The sequence below is a fragment of the Flavobacterium sp. ASV13 genome, assembly GCF_000745775.1.
GTDB lineage: Bacteria > Bacteroidota > Bacteroidia > Flavobacteriales > Flavobacteriaceae > Flavobacterium.
On sequence record NZ_JQJY01000002.1, the window covers coordinates 292,897 to 313,023 of the forward strand.

Annotated in this window: 15 protein-coding genes and 1 tRNA gene; 5 read left to right on the forward strand and 11 right to left on the reverse strand. The window is 33.1% G+C overall.

Translation table 11 applies throughout. The annotated features are described in order from the left end of the window. Positions 1-7: 7 nt before the first annotated feature. The 3 genes from GQ47_RS05030 to GQ47_RS05040 are packed head-to-tail and all read right to left on the reverse strand — an operon-like array spanning position 8 to position 5,376. Positions 8-1,492, reverse strand: a complete 1,485-nt coding sequence (locus tag GQ47_RS05030; protein WP_035646816.1) for a peptide MFS transporter — start codon at positions 1,490-1,492, stop codon at positions 8-10. Between the two features lies 1 nt (position 1,493). Next, positions 1,494-3,170, reverse strand: coding sequence for a peptide MFS transporter (locus tag GQ47_RS05035; protein WP_035645791.1), 1,677 nt, complete (start codon positions 3,168-3,170; stop codon positions 1,494-1,496). Positions 3,171-3,204: 34 nt separating this feature from the next. Next, positions 3,205-5,376 (reverse strand): S9 family peptidase, encoded by a 2,172-nt coding sequence (locus GQ47_RS05040; RefSeq protein ID WP_035645793.1) that lies wholly within the window; start codon positions 5,374-5,376, stop codon positions 3,205-3,207. A gap of 180 nt (positions 5,377-5,556) precedes the next feature. Here GQ47_RS05040 and GQ47_RS05045 point away from each other — a divergent pair, with 180 nt between their 5' ends. Both GQ47_RS05045 and GQ47_RS05050 read left to right on the forward strand, forming a co-directional pair. Next, positions 5,557-6,870 carry a hydroxymethylglutaryl-CoA reductase, degradative gene (locus GQ47_RS05045; protein ID WP_035645796.1) on the forward strand — a complete coding sequence of 438 codons (1,314 nt, stop codon included), beginning with the start codon at positions 5,557-5,559 and terminating at the stop codon, positions 6,868-6,870. Between the two features lie 91 nt (positions 6,871-6,961). Next, positions 6,962-7,870 (forward strand): GYDIA family GHMP kinase, encoded by a 909-nt coding sequence (locus GQ47_RS05050; RefSeq protein ID WP_035645799.1) that lies wholly within the window; start codon positions 6,962-6,964, stop codon positions 7,868-7,870. Between the two features lies 1 nt (position 7,871). Here the strand turns inward: GQ47_RS05050 and GQ47_RS05055 are convergent, their stop codons facing one another. The 7 genes from GQ47_RS05055 to GQ47_RS05085 all read right to left on the reverse strand — a co-directional run bounded on the left by GQ47_RS05055 (position 7,872) and on the right by GQ47_RS05085 (position 14,829). Then, on the reverse strand, positions 7,872-8,321 hold the full coding sequence (locus tag GQ47_RS05055) for a hypothetical protein (protein WP_035645801.1): 450 nt from the start codon (positions 8,319-8,321) through the stop codon (positions 7,872-7,874). A gap of 279 nt (positions 8,322-8,600) precedes the next feature. Continuing rightward, entirely contained in the window at positions 8,601-10,700 is a 2,100-nt protein-coding gene (locus GQ47_RS05060) for a peptidylprolyl isomerase (RefSeq protein WP_035645804.1), read from the reverse strand. Positions 10,701-10,808: 108 nt separating this feature from the next. Beyond that, positions 10,809-12,068, reverse strand: a complete 1,260-nt coding sequence (locus tag GQ47_RS05065; protein ID WP_035645807.1) for a hemolysin family protein — start codon at positions 12,066-12,068, stop codon at positions 10,809-10,811. 2 nt (positions 12,069-12,070) lie between these two features. Next, on the reverse strand, positions 12,071-12,265 hold the full coding sequence (locus GQ47_RS05070) for a hypothetical protein (RefSeq protein ID WP_035645809.1): 195 nt from the start codon (positions 12,263-12,265) through the stop codon (positions 12,071-12,073). A gap of 5 nt (positions 12,266-12,270) precedes the next feature. Beyond that, entirely contained in the window at positions 12,271-12,822 is a 552-nt protein-coding gene (gene lptC / locus GQ47_RS05075; protein WP_035645811.1) for an LPS export ABC transporter periplasmic protein LptC, read from the reverse strand. A 50-nt stretch (positions 12,823-12,872) separates the two neighbouring features. Next, complete coding sequence (locus tag GQ47_RS05080; protein WP_035645813.1) at positions 12,873-14,102, reverse strand: hypothetical protein; 1,230 nt, start codon at positions 14,100-14,102, stop codon at positions 12,873-12,875. Next, positions 14,095-14,829, reverse strand: coding sequence for a type III pantothenate kinase (locus GQ47_RS05085; RefSeq protein WP_035646819.1), 735 nt, complete (start codon positions 14,827-14,829; stop codon positions 14,095-14,097). Before GQ47_RS05085 ends, GQ47_RS05080 begins: the two co-directional genes overlap by 8 nt. A gap of 104 nt (positions 14,830-14,933) precedes the next feature. Between GQ47_RS05085 and GQ47_RS05090 the strand changes: the two genes are divergently transcribed. The 3 genes from GQ47_RS05090 (at position 14,934) to GQ47_RS05100 (ending at position 17,060) form a co-directional block, all read left to right on the forward strand. Then, positions 14,934-15,009 (forward strand) — tRNA-Phe (locus GQ47_RS05090). Positions 15,010-15,324: 315 nt separating this feature from the next. After that, positions 15,325-16,821 carry an MFS transporter gene (locus tag GQ47_RS05095; RefSeq protein WP_035645815.1) on the forward strand — a complete coding sequence of 499 codons (1,497 nt, stop codon included), beginning with the start codon at positions 15,325-15,327 and terminating at the stop codon, positions 16,819-16,821. A 14-nt stretch (positions 16,822-16,835) separates the two neighbouring features. Continuing rightward, positions 16,836-17,060: a DUF6814 family protein gene (locus GQ47_RS05100; protein WP_035645817.1), complete on the forward strand. Its 225-nt coding sequence runs from the start codon at positions 16,836-16,838 to the stop codon at positions 17,058-17,060. Positions 17,061-17,203: 143 nt separating this feature from the next. Here GQ47_RS05100 and GQ47_RS05105 read toward each other — a convergent pair whose 3' ends face one another. Next, positions 17,204-20,077, reverse strand: a complete 2,874-nt coding sequence (locus GQ47_RS05105) for an alpha-amylase family glycosyl hydrolase (RefSeq protein WP_035645820.1) — start codon at positions 20,075-20,077, stop codon at positions 17,204-17,206. Positions 20,078-20,127: the final 50 nt, after the last annotated feature.

Genomic DNA, 20,127 nt, shown 5'->3' on the forward strand with positions numbered 1-20,127 from the left:
ATAAGATCTATTTTACTTCTTGCATTAATTTTTTGATCAATGGCATAGCGATTATGAAAACAACACCAGCAACAACTGCATAAATTGCTAATTGATAATAACCATCAGTATACGCAATCAACTTAGACATTAACGTAGTTCCTGTATTTGCATTTGACATTTCAGCACCTAATTTTCCGGCAGCAAACTGCCCGAATGCACTAGATAAAAACCATAATCCCATCATCATTCCAAATAATCTTTTAGGAGATAACTTGGTAATCACAGACATTCCAATTGGACCAATACACAATTCTCCAAGTGTATATAGAAGATATCCTAAAGCAAAAACATCCAGAGAGCTTAATCCATCTTTATTAACAAAAAATCTTGCAGCATAAAAAATAAAGAATCCCGCCGCCAGTAAAAGGAATGACAAACTAAATTTAATAATCGTATTTGGCTCAATTTTTCGCTTCGCCATATATATCCACAACAAACCAACTAATGGACTAAAAATAATCACATATAATGAATTTATACTATTATTCACCACATTAGGATCAATATTGAAAAACAACAATTTGGTAGATAAATTATCTTTTGCAAACAAAGACAATGAGCCTCCTGATTGCTCTGAAATAGCCATGAACATGAAATACGCAAAAATAAAGATAAATGCCGCCAACAGCTTAAGTTGCTGCTTTCCTTCTTTAATCATTATTAATTCATATATAAAATATACTAATGCCAAAATTCCTATCGTATACATAAAATACTCTGTATAATCAGAATTTATAACCATTATGTAAACAAGTGGAATTACCAATATAGAACCAGCATAAACTGCGATTTCGGAAAGATTACGTCTTTTAGGAGTTTGATTTTGCAATGGAGAATTTCCAATTGGAGCAAGATGTTTTTTAGTCAAAAGGAAAGTTATAACACCAATAACCATAACAATTGCTGCAGAAAGAAAGCATAAACTCCAAGAATAGTTTTTTCCTAAATAAATAGGAATTGCACCACCCAACATACCTCCAATATTAATTCCGGCATAAAACAATCCGTAACCTGCGTCACGGCGCCCATCTTCTTCGTGATATAATTCCCCTACCATTGAAGAAACATTCGGCTTAAAAAAACCAGTTCCGATAATAGAAAGTGTTATACCGTAATAAAAGAAATCATGTGGATTTGCAGCAATCAGTAAATTACCCAAAATCATAACGATTCCTCCAAAAAGAAGTGACTTTTTAAATCCTAAAATTTTATCAGCAAAGATTCCTCCAATAAATGTAAAAGCATAAACAAAAGCCTGTACAGCACCATATTGAAGATTCGCTTTCCCTTCAACCAAACCTAATTGGTCTACCATGAAAACTGCTAAAACCCCTCTCATTCCGTAGAAACAAAAACGTTCCCACATTTCAACTAAAAACAAGTACCACAATTGTTTTGGATACTTGCCTTTAAAATTTTGAATTTCTTCTAATGTAATTGTATTCTCCATTTTATCTAACACCGTGCATCATTTTTTTCAATAATGGAGTCAAAGCAAATAATAAAATTGCTGCAGCACCAGTAAGAACAACAAATACCATAAAGAATTCGTTCAAATTATGAATTTCAAATCCTGCGAAAATCGGGTTTTCAGCACTAATTTGATGTTTATCCAACAATGCTAATTGTTCAGCAGTTGGTGTAATTGTTTTGTTTAACACTGCATGAAGATCAATTCCTAATTCTTTTGCTTTTGCGAATTTATCTCCAGTTGCCGGCAAAATTGATCCAAGAGTTCCTCCTAATGCATATCCTGAAGCATTAGACAAGAAAAATACTCCGTACAAAAGAGATGCAAAACGTTTTGGAGATAATTTACCTACCAATGATAATCCAATTGGAGATAAACATAACTCAGCACATGTATTTAAGAAATATAATAAAATCAACCACTTAACTAATAACAATCCTGTAGTTCCAATATATGAAACCTGAGTTGCAATCATGAAGAAACTTATCGAAATAATAACTAATCCTGCCGCTAATTTTACTGGAGAAATTGGCTCTTTATCTCTAGCTCTTAAGAAATCCCAAAGAATACTAAATGGAACCGCCATTACCACAACAAAAAGTCCGTTAAAAATCTGAACCATTGATGGTGGCATTTCCCAACCAAAAAAGTGACGATCTGTTTGATTATCTGCAATAAAAGTTAATGAAGAACCAGCCTGTTCAAAAGCAGCCCAGAAGAAAATAATAAAGAAGGAAACAATGTAAATTACAAAGATTCTATCTCTTTCAACTTTTGTCAGCGAAGTATCAGAAATGATTAATCCTGCTAAAGCTAATCCGCTTGAATAAATTAATGTGTAAATTAAATTTTGTCCAACTACATAGTGAAAAAATAATCCCAAAATCAGGAATGCAATTCCAGCAATAACTAAAGATTTTGTAGAGAAATTTGCTTTTTGAGCTTCACCTTCTTCAAAATCAGCAGCTTCATTTTTAGAAGGCAAACCTCCTAATGGTCTTCCTTCTGGAGAAACTACATATTTATTTTTTAAGATGTAAAAAAGAACTGTTCCGATAAGCATCGCAGCAGAAGCCGCCATGAATCCCCATCTGAAAGCATGAATATCTCTGATACCTCCTGCATCTTTAACATCTCCTAATAGCGGACAAATTGACTGTCCTAAGAAAGCCCCAATGTTAATCCCCATGTAAAAAATAGTGAAAGCAGTATCTAATTTAGTTTTTTCCTGTTTTGGATACAAACTTCCTACCATACTGGAAATATTCGGTTTAAAGAATCCGTTTCCGAAAACTATAACTCCTAATCCACAATACATAATTGTTTTTGCAAGCCCTAAATTGGACTCAAAAACACTTCCACTGGTAAACAACAACATTTGACCTGTTGCCATTAACAACCCGCCTAAAAGAATACAATTTCTGTTTCCTAAAAAACGGTCAGCAATAAAACCTCCAAGCATTGGAGTCAAATAACAAAGTCCAAGAAAACCACCATAAATCAATGAAGCTTCTTCTTCCTTCATCAATAATGAGTTCACAAGAAATAAAGTCAATAAAGCTCGCATTCCATAAAAATTGAATCGCTCCCACATCTCCGTTCCAAACAATACCCAAAGTCCTTTTGGATGCGCAGTTTTTACTTTAGTTTCTCCCATATTTTCGTTATTATTTAGGTTAATATTTTTTAGATTATAAATTTTCTTTGATAAAGTTACTCATTTTATTATAAAGCTGAATTCTGGTATTTCCGCCAGAAATTCCATGGTCTTTATCTGGATAAATTTGAGAATCAAATTGTTTGTTTGCTTGAATCAAAGCTTCCATCATTTGCATTGAATTTTGCACGTGTACGTTATCATCTCCTGAACCGTGAATCAATAAAAACTTACCTTTTAATTTATCAACATGGTTTATAGGAGAGTTTTGATCATAACCATTTGGATTTTCTTGTGGAGTCTGCATGTATCTTTCTGTGTAAACGCTGTCATAAAATCTCCAATTTGTAACCGGCGCAACAGCTATTGCCATTTTGAAAACATCATTTCCTTGGAAAATACAGTTCGAAGCCATGAATCCTCCATAACTCCATCCCCAAATACCAATTCTTGAAGCATCAACATATGGGTAAGAACCTATTACTTTTGCCGCATCGATTTGATCTTCAACTTCATATTTACCTAATTGTAATTGTGTTACTTTTTTGAAATCGGCACCTTTGTATCCAGTTCCTCTTCCGTCAACACAAGCAACGATATAACCTTGCTGCGTAAGCATCATAAACCAATATTCGTTAGAGCTTCCCCATCCGTTTACAACCTGTTGCGATCCTGGACCAGAATACTGAATCATAAATACTGGATATTTTTTTGAAGCATCAAAATCTTTTGGCTTCATAATCCAAGCGTTCAATTCATTTCCTTTGGCTGTTTTTAAAACAAAAAATTCTTTTGAAGGAAGATTAAATCCTTTTAATTTATCTGCAAGAGCTTGATTATTTTCAATAACCTGAATTTCTTTTCCAGCTTTTGCATCGTTTAAAGTATAAACCGTTGGCTGAGAAGCGCTAGAATACGTATTAATGAAGTATTGGAAATTTGGACTGAAAGTCGCTTTATTTGTACCAATTTTATTTGTCAAAGCAACTTTGTTTTTTCCGTCTAATGAAATGCGGTAAACTGCTCTGTTTATAGAACCATTTTCTGTAGACTGATAGAAAATAGTTTTTGTTTTTTCGTCGAAACCGTAGTATGAAGTTACTTCCCAGTTTCCTTTTGTAACCTGATTTTTAAGTTTTCCGGTTTTATCATAAACATAAATATGATTAAAACCGTCTTTTTCACTTGTCCAGATAAAACTGTTATCTTTTAAGAAAGTCAAATTATCTGTAATATCAACGTAAGCTTTGTCTTTTTCGTTTAAAACTACTTTTGCTGCAGCTGTAGTTCCGTCAATAAACAATAAATCCAAATTATCTTGGTGACGGTTTAAAACCTGTGCCGACAATACATTATTATCATTTGTCCATTGCATTCTAGCAATATAGAAATCATTGTAATTTCCTAAATCAACTTTTTTCGAAGTATTTCCTGCAGCATCATATATATGTAATGAAACTACTGAATTTTTTTCTCCTGCTTTTGGATATTTAAATGTTTCAATTGTTGGATATAAATCTTTGTGAAAGATTGACATTGAAAACTCCGGAACCTGGCTTTCGTCAAAACGAATATAAGCTAATTTCTTGCTGTCTTTACTCCAGTCAAATGCCCGCACGAATGCGAATTCTTCTTCATAAACCCAGTCCGTAATACCGTTTATAACAGCATTTTTCTTTCCGTCTGTTGTAACGGCAGTCGCTTTTTTTGAAGCTACATCGTAGATATAAAGGTTATTTTGTTTTGCGTAAGCGATTTTTGTTCCGTCAGGAGAGAAAGTTGGCTCCTGAATTTGAGAATCAACCAATTTTGTTAACGTTTTTCCCGCAATATCATAAATGAAATAATCGGCAGTGAAAGAGTGACGGAAAATCTTGTTTGAATTACAAGCAATCAAAATCTTCTTTTCTGAAGCATCAAAAGTGTAAGCATCAATTCCCTCTGCAAGCTCTTTGAAGTTTTTTGTATCAATTAAATTTGAAACCTTTTTTAAAGTTGCAAAATCATACAAATCCACTTGCATACTTCTGCTTGCCTGATCGACATTTAAAACAGTATATTGATTGGTATTTTTTAAGGATTGCATTTGGTCCATTCCTTTAGCGCGAAATGTACCTCCAAAAATGTTTTCGACAGTTATTTTCTGCTGTCCAAAAACAACCGCAGTTAAAAATAAAAGTACTGCAGTAAATTTACTTGTATTCATTATAATTATTTTAAATATAAAAAGAGCCCAATTTTAGTAAAAAAAATAAACATAATACACATTTTAAGTGTTAAATGTTAAAAAAAATAACGATTGCGTACTTTCATGTCTGAAATAGATTGCAATAAAAACTCTTAAAATAGTATCTTTGTACCCACAATATTATTTAATACATTGAGAATGAACAACGCTGTTGCCGGATTTTCTAAATTATCCAAAAAAGAAAAAATAAACTGGATTGCCAACGAATATTTTTCTACACCTGAAGAGGCTCTAAATATTATAAGAAATTACTGGAATTCAGACGAAAAGCTTCAGCAACTTCATGACGAATTTATTGAAAACACAATCACCAATTTATATATCCCACTTGGAGTTGCCCCTAATTTCTTAATTAATGGAAAGTACAAAACCATTCCAATGGCAATTGAAGAAAGCTCTGTTGTTGCAGCAGCATCAAAAGCAGCAAAATTCTGGTCAACACGTGGTGGTTTCAAAACGACTATAATCAATACCGAAAAAATTGGTCAGGTACATTTTACTTTTAATGGAAATGCCGAAAAACTTCAATCTTTTTTTACGGCAATAAAACCAAAATTTTTCTCAGAAACGCAAAGCATTACTAAAAATATGCAGCAACGCGGCGGCGGTATTTTGGATATCCAGCTAAAAGACAAAAGAAATCTACTTGAAAATTACTTTCAGCTTCATGCGACTTTTGAAACAAAAGACAGCATGGGAGCCAATTTCATCAATTCATGTCTGGAACAGTTTGCTTCGACTTTAAAAGAGGAGTTTCAAAATTCTGATTTGTTTTCTGAAGAAGATTCGCTTCAGGTAATTATGAGTATTTTATCGAATTATGTCCCGCATTGCCTTGTAAGAGCTGAAGTCTCTTGCCCAATTGAAGATTTAGCAGAAAAACATATTACAAATCCGCAGGAATTTGCTGAACGTTTTGTTCAAGCCGTTCAAATTGCCGAAGTCGAGCCTTTTAGAGCCGTAACGCACAACAAAGGAATTATGAATGGGATAGACGCAGTGGTTTTAGCAACTGGAAACGACTTTAGAGCAATCGAAGCCGGAGTTCACGCTTATGCATCAAGAAACGGACAATATTCAAGTTTATCACATGCAAAAATTGAAAACGGAATTTTTACTTTCTGGACAGAGATACCTTTGGCTTTAGGAACAGTTGGCGGTTTGACTTCCTTACACCCATTGGTAAAATTGTGTTTAGAAATTCTTCAAAAGCCTTCGGCAACAGAATTAATGGAGATTACAGCTGTTGCAGGTCTTGCGCAAAATTTTGCTGCATTACGCTCTTTAACCACAACTGGAATCCAGGAAGGGCATATGAAAATGCACCTTAATAATATCATCAATCAGTTTGAAGCAACTCATGAAGAGCGTCAATTAATTAAAGCGCATTTCAAGAAAACAGCAGTTTCACATAGTGCTGTCGTTGAGTTCATCGAAAATTTAAGAAAATAATTAGGAGCTAATCCCGCTATCCGTTACAATCTTTTATGCCGAACCCCGGCACAAAAGGATTTTCACTGCTATCGGGGCTAAAAAATCACGTATGCCAACAACATTTTACAGTAACGGAAAATTATTCATATCTGGAGAATATCTAGTTTTAGACGGTGCAGATGCCTTTGCATTGCCAACTAAATTTGGACAGAATTTAATTATTGAAAATGCCAAAGACAAAATCATTGATTGGAAAAGCTACGATTACGACAATACACTTTGGTTTGAAAATACCATTTCTTTTGAAGAGGTTATCAATAATGTTGAATCAGAAATTGAAACTGTAAAAACAACTCTTATAAATATTCTTCATGAAGCTTATTTATTAAATCCAGATTTTATTAATCAATCTGAAGGATATAAAATCACAACAAACCTTACTTTTCCGAGAAATTGGGGATTGGGCACTTCTTCGACTTTGATCAATAATATTGCGCAATGGACAAAAATTAATGCTTTTACCTTGTTACGAAACAGTTTTGGAGGAAGTGGCTACGATATTGCGTGCGCTCAAAACGACACTCCTATTCTTTATAAAATAGAAAACAACAGTGTTGAACCAGTAATTTTCAATCCTGATTTTACAAAAAACATTTTCTTTGTTTATCTAAACAAAAAACAAAATAGCAAAGCGGCGATTCATGCTTACAATAAACACAAAGATCAAAATCTAGCTAAAAGTGTAGCCGAAAACAACAAAATTACTAATGCAATCCTGCACTCTAAAACATTAAAGGAATTTACCCGCGCAATTGAAAGACATGAAAATCATTTGAGTGATATTCTTGAAATCCAAACCATAAAAGAAAAGGCATTTCCTGATTTCAATGGCGCAATTAAAAGTCTTGGAGCTTGGGGTGGCGATTTTGTAATGGTAGTTGCAGATGAAAATCCGACAGCCTATTTTCAAAAAAAAGGATATGAAACCATTCTTACTTACGAAGAAATGATTTTATAATTTAAGTATTGACTTTTTTATCTTCAGCAAATTCTGGTTCCGATTGCAAATGGCGAACTTTTTGATTTTCAAGTTCATTCGATTCGATAAGTGTATTATGAAGTCGTTCTGCCATTTTTTCAATGCTATTGTTGATTGAATCATAGACAAGTTCCATTCTTCGATGTTTTTCTTCTTTTACAGCTTTTAAAACATCCTCCACAAATCCTTTGTCGTATTTTTCAGCAACAGAATCACGTGTATTCGTTAATCGAATCACATAATCATTACTCAAGATGGTAACTTTAAAGTGCTGTTCCTCGTTACTCAAATAGTATTTGCCACCTAATTCATCAACATTGATATCAGTACTGCTCACTTTTAAAAGCTCAATAATGATTCCGTAAATATGATTCTCAATTTTGGAATATATTCTCGGTTTTCTTCTAAAAAGCTTAAACACAAAAAACATTAACGATCTGATTATTAAAGTACTTATTCATTTTTCTCTCACTATTTTTAAATATCGTACAAATAAAATTTATTCTGTTTAAATAAAAATTTTAACAAATTAAGTGCAATAATTCTAATAACCCAAATTTTTTAAATTATATTTCTATTATTCCTATATAACTTACAAAAAAACAGGCAATATGGATTACAAAACATAATTTTTATGGAATTTTTTTCAATAAAAAAACCCGAAACATTAAATGTTTCGGGTTTTCTATTTTTGATTTAACTTCTAAAATTAGTAGTTAAATTGTAATCTATTGTCTTCAATTTTAGCATTGCTTTTCAAAGCTGGTAAAACTCTGCTTGAATCAGATGCACCTTGAGATTTTAATTTTGCAACATATTCTGCGTGGTTAGCAATTGCAGGAGCTTTTACTGTACTAATATTTTTAACTACATAAACTCCAGTGTTTCCTTCAATTGGAGCAGAAACTTTATTTGCTGCTAAAGCAAATGCATTTCCAACAACTTTAGGCTCTTGTCCAACTCCACCTGGTAAAACTGGATTATCCATAGTAACATTAGTTGCTTGTTGAACCGCTACACCAGCACTCTTAGCCATAGCTTCGATTGTAGAACCAGTTAATTTAGCTTTTAAGATTTCAGCTTTTTTCTTGTTTTTCAAGATTGACTCAACATAAGGTCTAGCCAAAGTTACAGATACTAAACCTGATTTGTTTTCGCTTTTGTATTGAGCAATTACGTGACCAATATTAGCTAATTCAAAACGTTTTACATCACCAATACTAGTTTCTTTATCAAATGCCCATCTAATGATGTTACGTTGGTTTCCTAAAGGACCAAATGCTTCATCCATTGCTTTTGCAGTTACCGGAGCAGCAACTTTTAATCCTAATTCCTTTGCTGTAGCAGCAAAATCTTTATCAGCAGCATCCATTTCGAATTTCGTTGCCAATGTAAATACTTTATCAGAAGTAGCTTCAGAAGGCTCAATTTTTTGAGCAATTGTAGCTAAACGAATTCCGTCTTGTTTGTCAGTTACTTTGATAATATGGAAACCGAAAGGAGTTTCAACCAATCCAACTTTACCAATTCCGTTATTGAATACAAAATCATTGAATGGTTTTACCATTTGGCCTTGACCAAAATATCCTAAATCACCACCTTGTTGTGCAGATGAATCATCAGAGCTTGTAAAAGCAAGCATCATGAAACTATCTGGATTAGCCTGAACTTGAGCTAAAATCTCTTCAGCTTTAGCTTTAGCTTCTTCTTTAGTTCTTTTTTCTTTTGCGTTTGGAGTTTGTGATCCGTCATAAGCAATTAAAATGTGACTTGCTTTTGCGTTAACACCAGCTTTGAATCCTAAAGATTTAGAAATAGCATAGTATCTTCCGTAAACATATGGTCCGTAAATTGCTCCAGCAGGCAAACTGAATAATTTATCAGCATCTACAGCAGGTAAAGCGTTTTTAGGAACATAAGTAGAATCATAAGGAACATCAGAATTTGAGTTTACAAATTCAGCAATGTTTGTAGCATTTTTAAAACCAGCTAAAGTATCGTTTTTACCAGTTTTTGCATTGTAAACAACGCTTCCGTTTAACAATCCTGTAATTTTAGCTTTGATTTCAGCCTCGTCTTCTTTTGAAGCTTTGTCTTCAACTAAAACGTATTGAATTTCACGAGTTTCATCCGCTTTGAATTTTTTCTCGTTTTTCTTCATATAATCTACGATCTCATCATCAGAGATTTTTACTTCACTATCTTTGATAGAAGAATATAAAGCAGCAGCATAACTAAAGTTTACTTTATTAGCTTCCATTTCATATTTCAACTTTCCTTCACTAGCAGTTGTGTAAAGTCCAGATTTGATTAATGTATTGTAGATTTGGAATTTTGCGTTTAATTCAGCATCTTTTTCTTTTTGAGAAATATATTGCGCTGCTTCAGGATTAGTTTTGAAGTAATCTTTGAATTTTACTACATCAAACATTCCTGCTGCATTTAAAAACATTGGATTTTTACCAATATTTGGATCTGCTTTTAAAACTTCAATTAAATGTTTTTCACCTACTCTCAATCCTAATTTATCAAATTGAGCAGATAACAACGCGATTGAAACCTCTTGATCCCAAACTCTGTTTGCAGCTTCAGTGGAAGTAATTCCTTGACCACTTTTTTCAACATTACTAACTTTAACTCTAAAGTCTTCAAATGAAATATCTTTTCCGTCGATGCTTCCCACATCTTTTGAACTTTGACTAAGTGTTCCTTTATTAAATAGATCTTGTATTATAAATGCAAATAATGCAAGTGCAATAACTCCTATCAATAACGCGGAACGTTGTCTAATTTTTGCTAAAACTGCCATTTTTATTATCGTTAATTTTATATTCAGTTTGCGAAAATACAATTATCTAGTTAATAACAATACAACTAGCGTTTTATTTTCAACAATTTTTTTAATTATTAAAAAAAATCAGTCTTTTATGGACATTTTTACTAATTCAATTTTCTTATTTGTTGCCTCTTCTATCACAAAATGATAGTTATCGATTACAATTTCGTCTCCTTTTTGTGGAATTTTCTTAGTAGAATTGACTATAAATCCGCCTAAGGTTCCGTATGAGTCTTCTTCTGGAATTTCTAATTTATAGGTTTCGTTTAAATATTCAACATCTAATCGGGCTGAAAACAAATATTTACCTTCTCCTAATTCCTCTTCCACAAGTTCTTCATCCAGATCATGCTCGTCTTCAATTTCACCAAAAAGCTCTTCAACAATATCTTCAATTGTAATAATCCCTGAAGTTCCTCCATATTCATCGAGAACAACCGCAACATTTTTTCTTTTTTTGATGAGCAGATTCAATGCATCCTTGATCAAAATTGTTTCTGGGACAAATTCAACCGTCATTAAAACAGATTTGATCGTCTTGGGTTTTTTAAACAAATCAAAAGAATGGACATAGCCTACAATATCATCAAGTGAATTTTGGCTTACAACTATTTTAGAATAACCGGTTTCAATAAAAAGCGCTTTTAAGTCTGAAACGCTTTCAAATAAGTCGATATCGACAATTTCTGTGCGAGGCGTCATAATATCACGCGCTTTTACTCCCGAAAATTCCAATGCATTCTGAAAAATCTGAATTTCAGAATCAACTTCTTCATCATCTTCTACAGCGTTCATCTGTTCGGTAATATAGTTTCCTAATTCTACCTTACTAAAATACAATTGTACCTGATCGCCTTCTGTTTTAAAAAATTTTCTTAAAACAAAATCGGAAATCCAAATAAAAAATGTAGAAATATAATAGAATAGCTTATAAAAAAGATAAGCTGGAACAGCAAAAAACTTAATTAATGAATTTGCATAAATTTGAAAAAACACTTTCGGAAAAAATTCGGCTGTTATTAAAACAATAAAAGTCGAAAGTGCAGTTTGAACAAGCAGACTTGTTAAAGCAGAAAACTGAAATCCTAACCCAACAAAACATTGAAGAATTAAATCTCCCATGTAAAAACCATAAACAACCAATGCTACATTATTGCCAATAAGCATTGCAGCAATAAATTTTGAAGGATTCTGGGTTAGTCTGGTTAAGATTCTTGATAAAAAGTTATCCTGTTTTTTTTCGATTTCAAGATAAATTTTATTGGAGGAAATAAAAGCTATTTCCATTCCCGAAAAAAAAGCTGATAGTATTAAACACAATATTATAATACTAATTTCCATTTTTATTGTTTTTTGTTTCGGTCGTCAAATTTTTTGACAAATCTTCTCCTGAAGAAAAACATAAATATTGCCATTCCTGCAATTACAAAACTTAACGGATAAGATTCGGCACCTTCATTCATTTTTGTAATTCCGTCATAAATAAAGTAAACTGCAAATGCAATATATACGTATTGTGTGTATTTTAAATAACCCATAATTTCTATTCGTTTGATTCAATTTCACCGCTTATGCGCTGTGAATTAATCATTTTAAAATCTTTACTAAAATCTATTCCTTGTCCGGTTGACACTCCTTTAGCATCGGTAAGTTTAAATTTTCTTTCTGTGTAAAACCATTCATTTTTCTGATCGAAATAAAGCTGTTCGGTTTCTAAAACCTGGCCAGCTTCTGAAGTGATTTTTACATTTCCCTGCAAATCAATTATTCCGGTATCTTTATAAGAAACTGCATAATTTGATCTAATAAAAGTACGCTTTTGTTTTTTATCATATAAAGTAACATCTATTCCTTTTGGAAAATCTGTAAATGGAAATTCAAGATTAGAATAATCCAGCATTTTAGGACTTATCAAAATACCTGTTATACGACCTGAATCAGTATATTTGATATTTACAGTATCAACATCACTTCCTGGGACAAATTCTGCAAAATTACTTCTTTGCACTTCCTTAAAATTACTTTCACACCCAAAAAACAGTGTCACAGCAAGAACTGTGACAACGGTTATAATATATCTTTTTGGTAAATTCATTTGCCAAAAGTAGTAAATTGTAATGAGCTTATAAAAATATAACTGAGGTATTACTCGATTTTACGCTGTTTAAACCATCTGTCATTGAAAGAGAAACTTGCGCTGAAGTTCAAATAATTTTCCTGAATCAAACCTGCAGAAGTAGTACCTCTTTTACCAAATTCGATTCCGATATTTACATTTGAAAAAGACCCTGTGATTGGGAATCCAGCACCAATAGTCACACCAACATCATTAATAGACTGATTATTAATAACTAATCCTGTTTTTTCATATTTCAGACCAGCTCTGTAGGTAACTCTACTAAAATAATTTGTAAATGATGTATAGTTAGGAATATAATATCCTCCAAGTGCATATTTTGAATATTTTTCGTAGCGAACGTCATCGCTTGAATTGTAATAATTTTCAAATTGACCCGCTCCCTGAAAAGCTAGTGTTGTTCCAACAAGCCATTTTCTCGGCAAACCAACTCCGGCTCCTAATGTCACTTTATTACCCATTTTTAATTTTGCATCAAATGGATCAGCTGTTATTGGATCTGGGTCGCCATCTACCGCAATAGTTCTTACATTATGTGCATTTAAGGTAGTTGCAAATGTGTAATTCAAACTCGTGAACAACATCATTTTTTTATCGATTTTTGTCTGATACATTGTTCCAATGTTAAAATTAACACCTGACAATTCCGATTTGTTTGTCTCTTTTGTTGAATTTTGAACTCCGGTAATTGCTTCAATACTTGTTGTAGTAATTGAACCAAAGTTGTATTGAACATCAGCACCAATATTCCAGTTTGGTTTAATTTTATAACCTAAACCAAAAAATACTTTATTAACTCCTCCTTTTCCTTCAAACTGATTGTTTGTAGCTCCAGGAGTATCTGTATTATCATTTAAGATTTTATATCCAACAGAAGTTAAAGGAACCAAACCAAAAGCCGCACCCAATTTCCCCATCGGAATTCCTACAGCTAAGTAATCGAAAGTCGCTCTCTGCGCTTTTTCAGATTGTGTATCATTTTTTAAATTAGAAGTACCAAAACTTCCTCCAACTGTAAACGTAGTTTGTCTTAAACTCGCATAACTTGAAGGATTATCAACATTCAAGTGAATACTATCTTGTTCTATTGAAACACCAGCCATAGATCTGTTTTCCAGAGTACCTTTGAATCTTGCATCTCCAATTCCGTAGAAAGAATATGGTGAAGCTGTACCTTGCTGAGCAAATGAAACGAACGAGATAAGTAAACAAGCACTTATTATAATTTTTTTAATCATTGTCGATTTTATATTGAAATGTTTGGTTCAAACTTTCTAGTAGGAAATTTGAATTGGCAAATATGGTATTTTTTAATCGTTTAGCCAAAAATTCTGCATCGCCTCCCGTTAAAATTATTATAAAATTTGAAAATTCTGCTCGATATTCATCGATAAAACCGTCAATCTCATAGACGAACCCATTGACAACGCCTGAATGAATAGCTTGTTTAGTAGAGTTTCCTACATAATTTTCGGGCTCTTCAAAAGTCAACAAAGGCAGTTTGGCTGTGAATTGATGCAGAGATTCATATCGCAATCTAAGTCCTGGTGAGATTGCGCCGCCCAAATAATTATCGTTTTCGTCGATAAAATCGTAGGTAATGCAAGTTCCGGCATCAATAACTAATCTGTTTTTTTTAGGAAATTGCAACGTTGCACCCGCAGCCAAAATCATTCTGTCAATTCCCAAAGTTTTTGGGGTCGCATATTGATTATGGAATGGAAAAACATCTTCGTGGGTAAAAAAATGAACATTCAATCGATTTTCGAAAGTTAAAAAAGATTCTTTTTCAATATTTCCGACTGAAGCCACAACTAAATCAGAGCAATTTTGAAATTTTTCTAATATTTTTTCAATTTTTTTTTCGAGCTCATTTTTCTCAAAAACAAAATTCTCCAATACATTATTCTCCTCAAAGACAGCTGCTTTAATTCGTGTATTACCAACATCAACAGTTAAAATCATATCTATTTTTTTACCATTGCGAAGATACGAATTGATTTTTTTAAAAAAATGTTTTGGATAAACGAAAAATGATTCTATCTTTGCACCCGCATTGAGCACAAGACGGTACCTTAGCTCAGATGGTAGAGCAATGGACTGAAAATCCATGTGTCCCTGGTTCGATCCCTGGAGGTACCACCAAAACCCGAATAGCAATATTCGGGTTTTTTGTTTTTATTACTTTTTCAATATGTAACCGCAAAGAACGTTAAGATTTACGCAAGGTTCGCAAAGCTTAAAATAAACCTTTGCGAACCTTGCGTTTTTTTCTTTGTGTGCTTTGCGGTTAATTTTACTTTTTCTCAGACTTTATAAAGCATATACTACTAAAAAAACAAAAGTCAATAAATAGTTTATTTTTGTTAAAAAAGTATTAACTGAATAACAAAATATCTTATATATTCGTAAAACTATAATTTTATTATTTAATCATTATTAAGTACACAAAACAGTTTTATGAGCAAAACTTCTACTAAAGGTATTTGGAAAGTTATTTCGGCGTCCTCGATGGGAACAATGATTGAATGGTACGATTTTTATATTTTTGGAAGTTTAGCTGTTGTTATTTCGACAAAATTTTTCCCGAGTGACAATCCTACAGCAGCATTTTTATCAACTTTAGCTACGTTTGCCGCCGGATTTGTTGTAAGACCTTTTGGTGCTTTATTTTTTGGAAGACTAGGTGATATTATTGGCCGGAAATATACTTTCATGGCCACTTTATTATTAATGGGTGGCTCTACTTTTTTAATAGGCTGTATTCCGAGTTATGAAACTATTGGTTTTTTAGCACCTTTATTAGTTCTAATACTTCGTTTACTTCAAGGACTGGCACTAGGTGGAGAATATGGCGGCGCTGCAACTTATGTAGCCGAGCATTCGCCGGCGGGACAAAAAGGGTATTGGACATCCTGGATTCAAACCACAGCAACTGTTGGTTTGTTTATATCATTAATGGTTATTTTGGCTACGAAAAACATTCTTTCTACAGAAGATTTTGATACTTGGGGATGGCGTGTTCCGTTTTGGGTTTCTATTGTAATGGTTGGCGTTTCGTATTTAATCCGAAAAAATATGGATGAATCTCCGGTTTTTGCAAAAGCAAAAAAAGAAGGAACTACTAGCGCAAATCCATTAAAAGAAAGTTTTGGAAACAGATACAATTTGAAATTTGTTTTACTGGCACTTTTTGGCGCTACAATGGGACAAGGCGTAGTTTGGTACACCGGACAATTTTATGCAATGAGTTTCATGAAAACGGTCATGAATATTGATTCTTCTCAAGTTGATGAACTTTTAGGCATTGCCTTGTTACTAGGAACTCCTTTCTTTATTGTTTTTGGATGGCTGAGCGATAAAATTGGTCGAAAATACATTATGATGCTCGGAATGTTGCTTGCTGTTTGTTCTTATTGGTCGATTTATGACAAAATGTATAATACAGTAAATTTCACTCAGAAAACAGAAATCATAGAAAAAACTACAAATACAATTGAAAAAACAGCCAATAATGACAAAATAACCACAATTTCGAAAACCTATACTGACGGAACTACGTATATCGAAAAGAATACAGATTTTAACAACAAAAAGAAATCACAAACGAATATTACAATCCATTTAAATTCTGCCGATGAATGGGCATTGATTTTTTGGGTTTTCATTCAGGTTTTATTTGTTACAATGGTTTATGGGCCAATTGCAGCGTTTTTAGTGGAAATGTTTCCAACTAAAATACGATATACTTCAATGTCGCTTCCTTATCATGTTGGAAACGGGATTTTTGGAGGATTGCTTCCTGCAATTTCGACCTACCTTGTAACGCATGCCAAAGCACAAGGAGAACCGAAATTCTATTTGGAAGGACTTTGGTACCCAATTATTATTGCTTCGATCTGCTTTGTAATTGGAATGGTTTACATTGACAATAAAAACAAAACGAATCACCTTTAATACCTACATATAATATGAATACAGTTAAGAAAATTTTAGGTGTTTTGTGGATTATACTTTCCATTGGTGCCGCTTATTTCTGCGTGTTTGAATTTGGTTTGCCAAAAATTTTATCAGACCAGCAGGATGATACGGTATTTGGAATTATAACCCTATTCATTCTAACCCCGCTAATCGTTTTAGGCTTGGGAACTTTTGGCTATTTTTCTTTGATTGGAGAATACAACGAGAAAAAATAACCAAAACAAACTTAAACAAGAAAAGGGCTGTCTAAAAATAGACAGCCCTTTTAACTACTAAAAAACCAAAATTTAAATACCTATTAAAATTTTAAACCTAAAAGCAAACATTTACTTTTCGTCTAAATTTTAAACTGACGTATTTATTTCTTTATGAATTTCATTACTTGAATTTTATCGTTCTCATCATGTGCTTTTACTACATATAATCCTGTTTTCAAATCGCTTACATTATACTGAAAATCTACATTTCCATTTGAAGTAAAACTTTTTACCAATTGTCCTGAGATTGAATAAACCTGAACTTTAGATACTGCTACGTTTAATGTAAAATAATTTGAAACCGGATTTGGATATAAATTTACAGCACTTGTTTTTCCGAAATCCGGAATCGCTAAATTGGCTGTTTTATTTCCATAAATTCTATATTCTCCCGGAGCTAAATTTATCGTTGCATTAACATCGGTTACATTTATTGAAGAGTTATCCATCAAATTATACCATGTTCCTGTATATTGAAAACCAGTGGCAACATTTTGCGCAGACACATCAAAATTGGCTAAAATCAAAACATCTTTTAATTGCGTTGCAGCCAAATTGCTGTTTGTAATTTTAATATTTACTGTCAGTGTATTTGCATTTGCCATTGTCGCTGTTCCTAAAAATACGGGCTCAGTCACTTTCATGTTGATCATTTTTGCCCAATCGTAGTAAATTTTATTACGGTTTGTATCGCCTAACCAGTTTTCTGCCCATTGAGGCTGTGGTTTAGTATCTAATTTACAATCTCCGGAAATCGTTGCCGAATTATCATTTACAGTTCCGTCATTACAAGTATAAATTGAATCATCCCAACCTAATTCTCCAAAATGCCAAATCATTTTTGGACCAGGAATCAAAAGCGAAACAGCACCAACAGCAGACATTCTAGATAAAGCCGTATTCAAAGATTTTACATTATAAGTTCCAGATGTATTTCCGTATTGTACATTTTTATACATCAAACGTTCTTCGTCATGACTTTCGGCATAACCCATCAAACGATTTCCTGTGAAACCTCGGCTAGAGCTCATCATTCTTGAAATATTGCTACTTGACGAATATCCCATTGACAATTGGTTATATTGATCTGTCATTTTTCCCCACATCATTACACCTTTACTAGGTGTTTCAGCAACACGATAATTTGCCCATTGTTGTTCTTCAGAATCAGAACCTAAATGCTCAAAAATTGTGTAATGTGTTGGATCAAGGCTCCATGAATAATCAGCATATTTTTTCAAAATATCAACTCTGTCCTGCTGATAAGCATTTGTACAAGATTCATCTGATGCTGTACAAGCCTGTGTAAATCCTTTTGTCAAATCCCAACGGAAACCATCAATTTTATATTCTTGAATCCATTGTTTCACAACTCGTTCTACATAATATTGTGTTTTTGCAGACTGATGATTAAAATCTTCACCCACACTATAAGTATGTTTTGCTACTGTATTGAAATACGGATTCTCTGAAGTTGGAGATCCAAAACCGTCTCCATCAGGATCATTCATCCACATTCTTACCATTGGATTTCTTCCAAAAGCGTGATTTAAAGCCACATCCAAAATCACTGCGATTCCGTTTTGATGACACAAATCAATAAACTCTTTTAATTTATCTGATGTACCATAAAATTTATCTAAAGCCATGTGAAATGACGTATTATAACCCCAGCTTTCATTGCCTTCAAATTCCATTACAGGCATTAATTCGATAGCATTTATTTTAAGCGTTTTAAAATAATCTATCTTATCTATTAAAGTCTGATAATTTTTCTTCGCGTCGAAATCTCTAACCAAAACCTCATAAACAACTAATTTGTCTTTTTCTGGTTTATTAAAATTCGTCACTTGCCAATTGTATGGCGTTTGTCCTGTTTTTAAAACTGTAACTTCAAAATTCTGTCCAGCAGGATAAGCTGGCAAATTTGGATAAGAAGCTGCAGGAATTCCACTATCATCATAAGGAGATAAAACCAAAGTTGAATAAGGGTCAGCCGTTTTTACTAATGCCGGAGAATTTGCTAATGGCGTACTCTCTCCCACCCAATATTGATAAGTATTATTTGCTCCCGAAACCAATCCAGTTAATTCCAGCCAAAATTTCCCTGAAGTAGGATCTTTTTTCATGGCATAAGCCGTTGTAGGCTGCCAATTATTAAAACTTCCAGCAACGTAAACAAAATCTTTTAAAGGCGCATCTAAAACCAAAGTTGCTTTTGTTGCATCTGCACTATTATAATTTATTCCGTCAACCAAACCTGCAGGAATAGCAGCTAAAACTGTATTTGGATTTACAACAACCGAAAACTTTTTTGAGATTGTAACAGTTCCCTGAACCACTACTAACTCATAACTTTGATTGTCTGTAACATTATTTGCTGTGTAAGAATAACTTGCCGTACTTGCATTCGTATTAACAGTAGTTCCGTTTGCTTTTAGTGTATAACTAGCCACTCCGTTTGTATTTGTTGCAGCAATATTAAAATTAGAACCTGATGCTAATATTGTAGTACTGTTTTCTACCGGAGAAATTAAGGTTACCTGAAAAGAACCAACTTCGACTAAAATATCTTGCGATTTTTTGTCTCCAGTTCCGTTTTTCGCTTTAATCAAAAAACCAATTTTTCCAATTCCTGTTGTATTGTAATAAGTAGTTGGCGTTATTGTTTTAGTATAAGTATCTGTTCCTGCATTGTAAGTAAATTTACTTTCCTCGCTTGAAGATTCCCATGTACCATTGTTTGGTGTTCCTTTTTGAGTTGTGTCATTCGTATCAAATGCCCAAGCCCACATATATAATGCATTTCCAGTAACACCCCATGTACTCTCGTTTATACTACTTCCGTTTATTGTAATTGTGATAGAAGTAGTTTCCTCAAAAGTAGATGGACTTACCGAATAAGTTGCAGTTTGCTGTTGTCCAAATGAAATTGCCGACAACAAAAAGAAAAATAATAGTAAAGTTTTTTTCATAATTAATATGGTTATTAAAAAAGGCTATCCGTAGATAGCCTCTTTTTAGG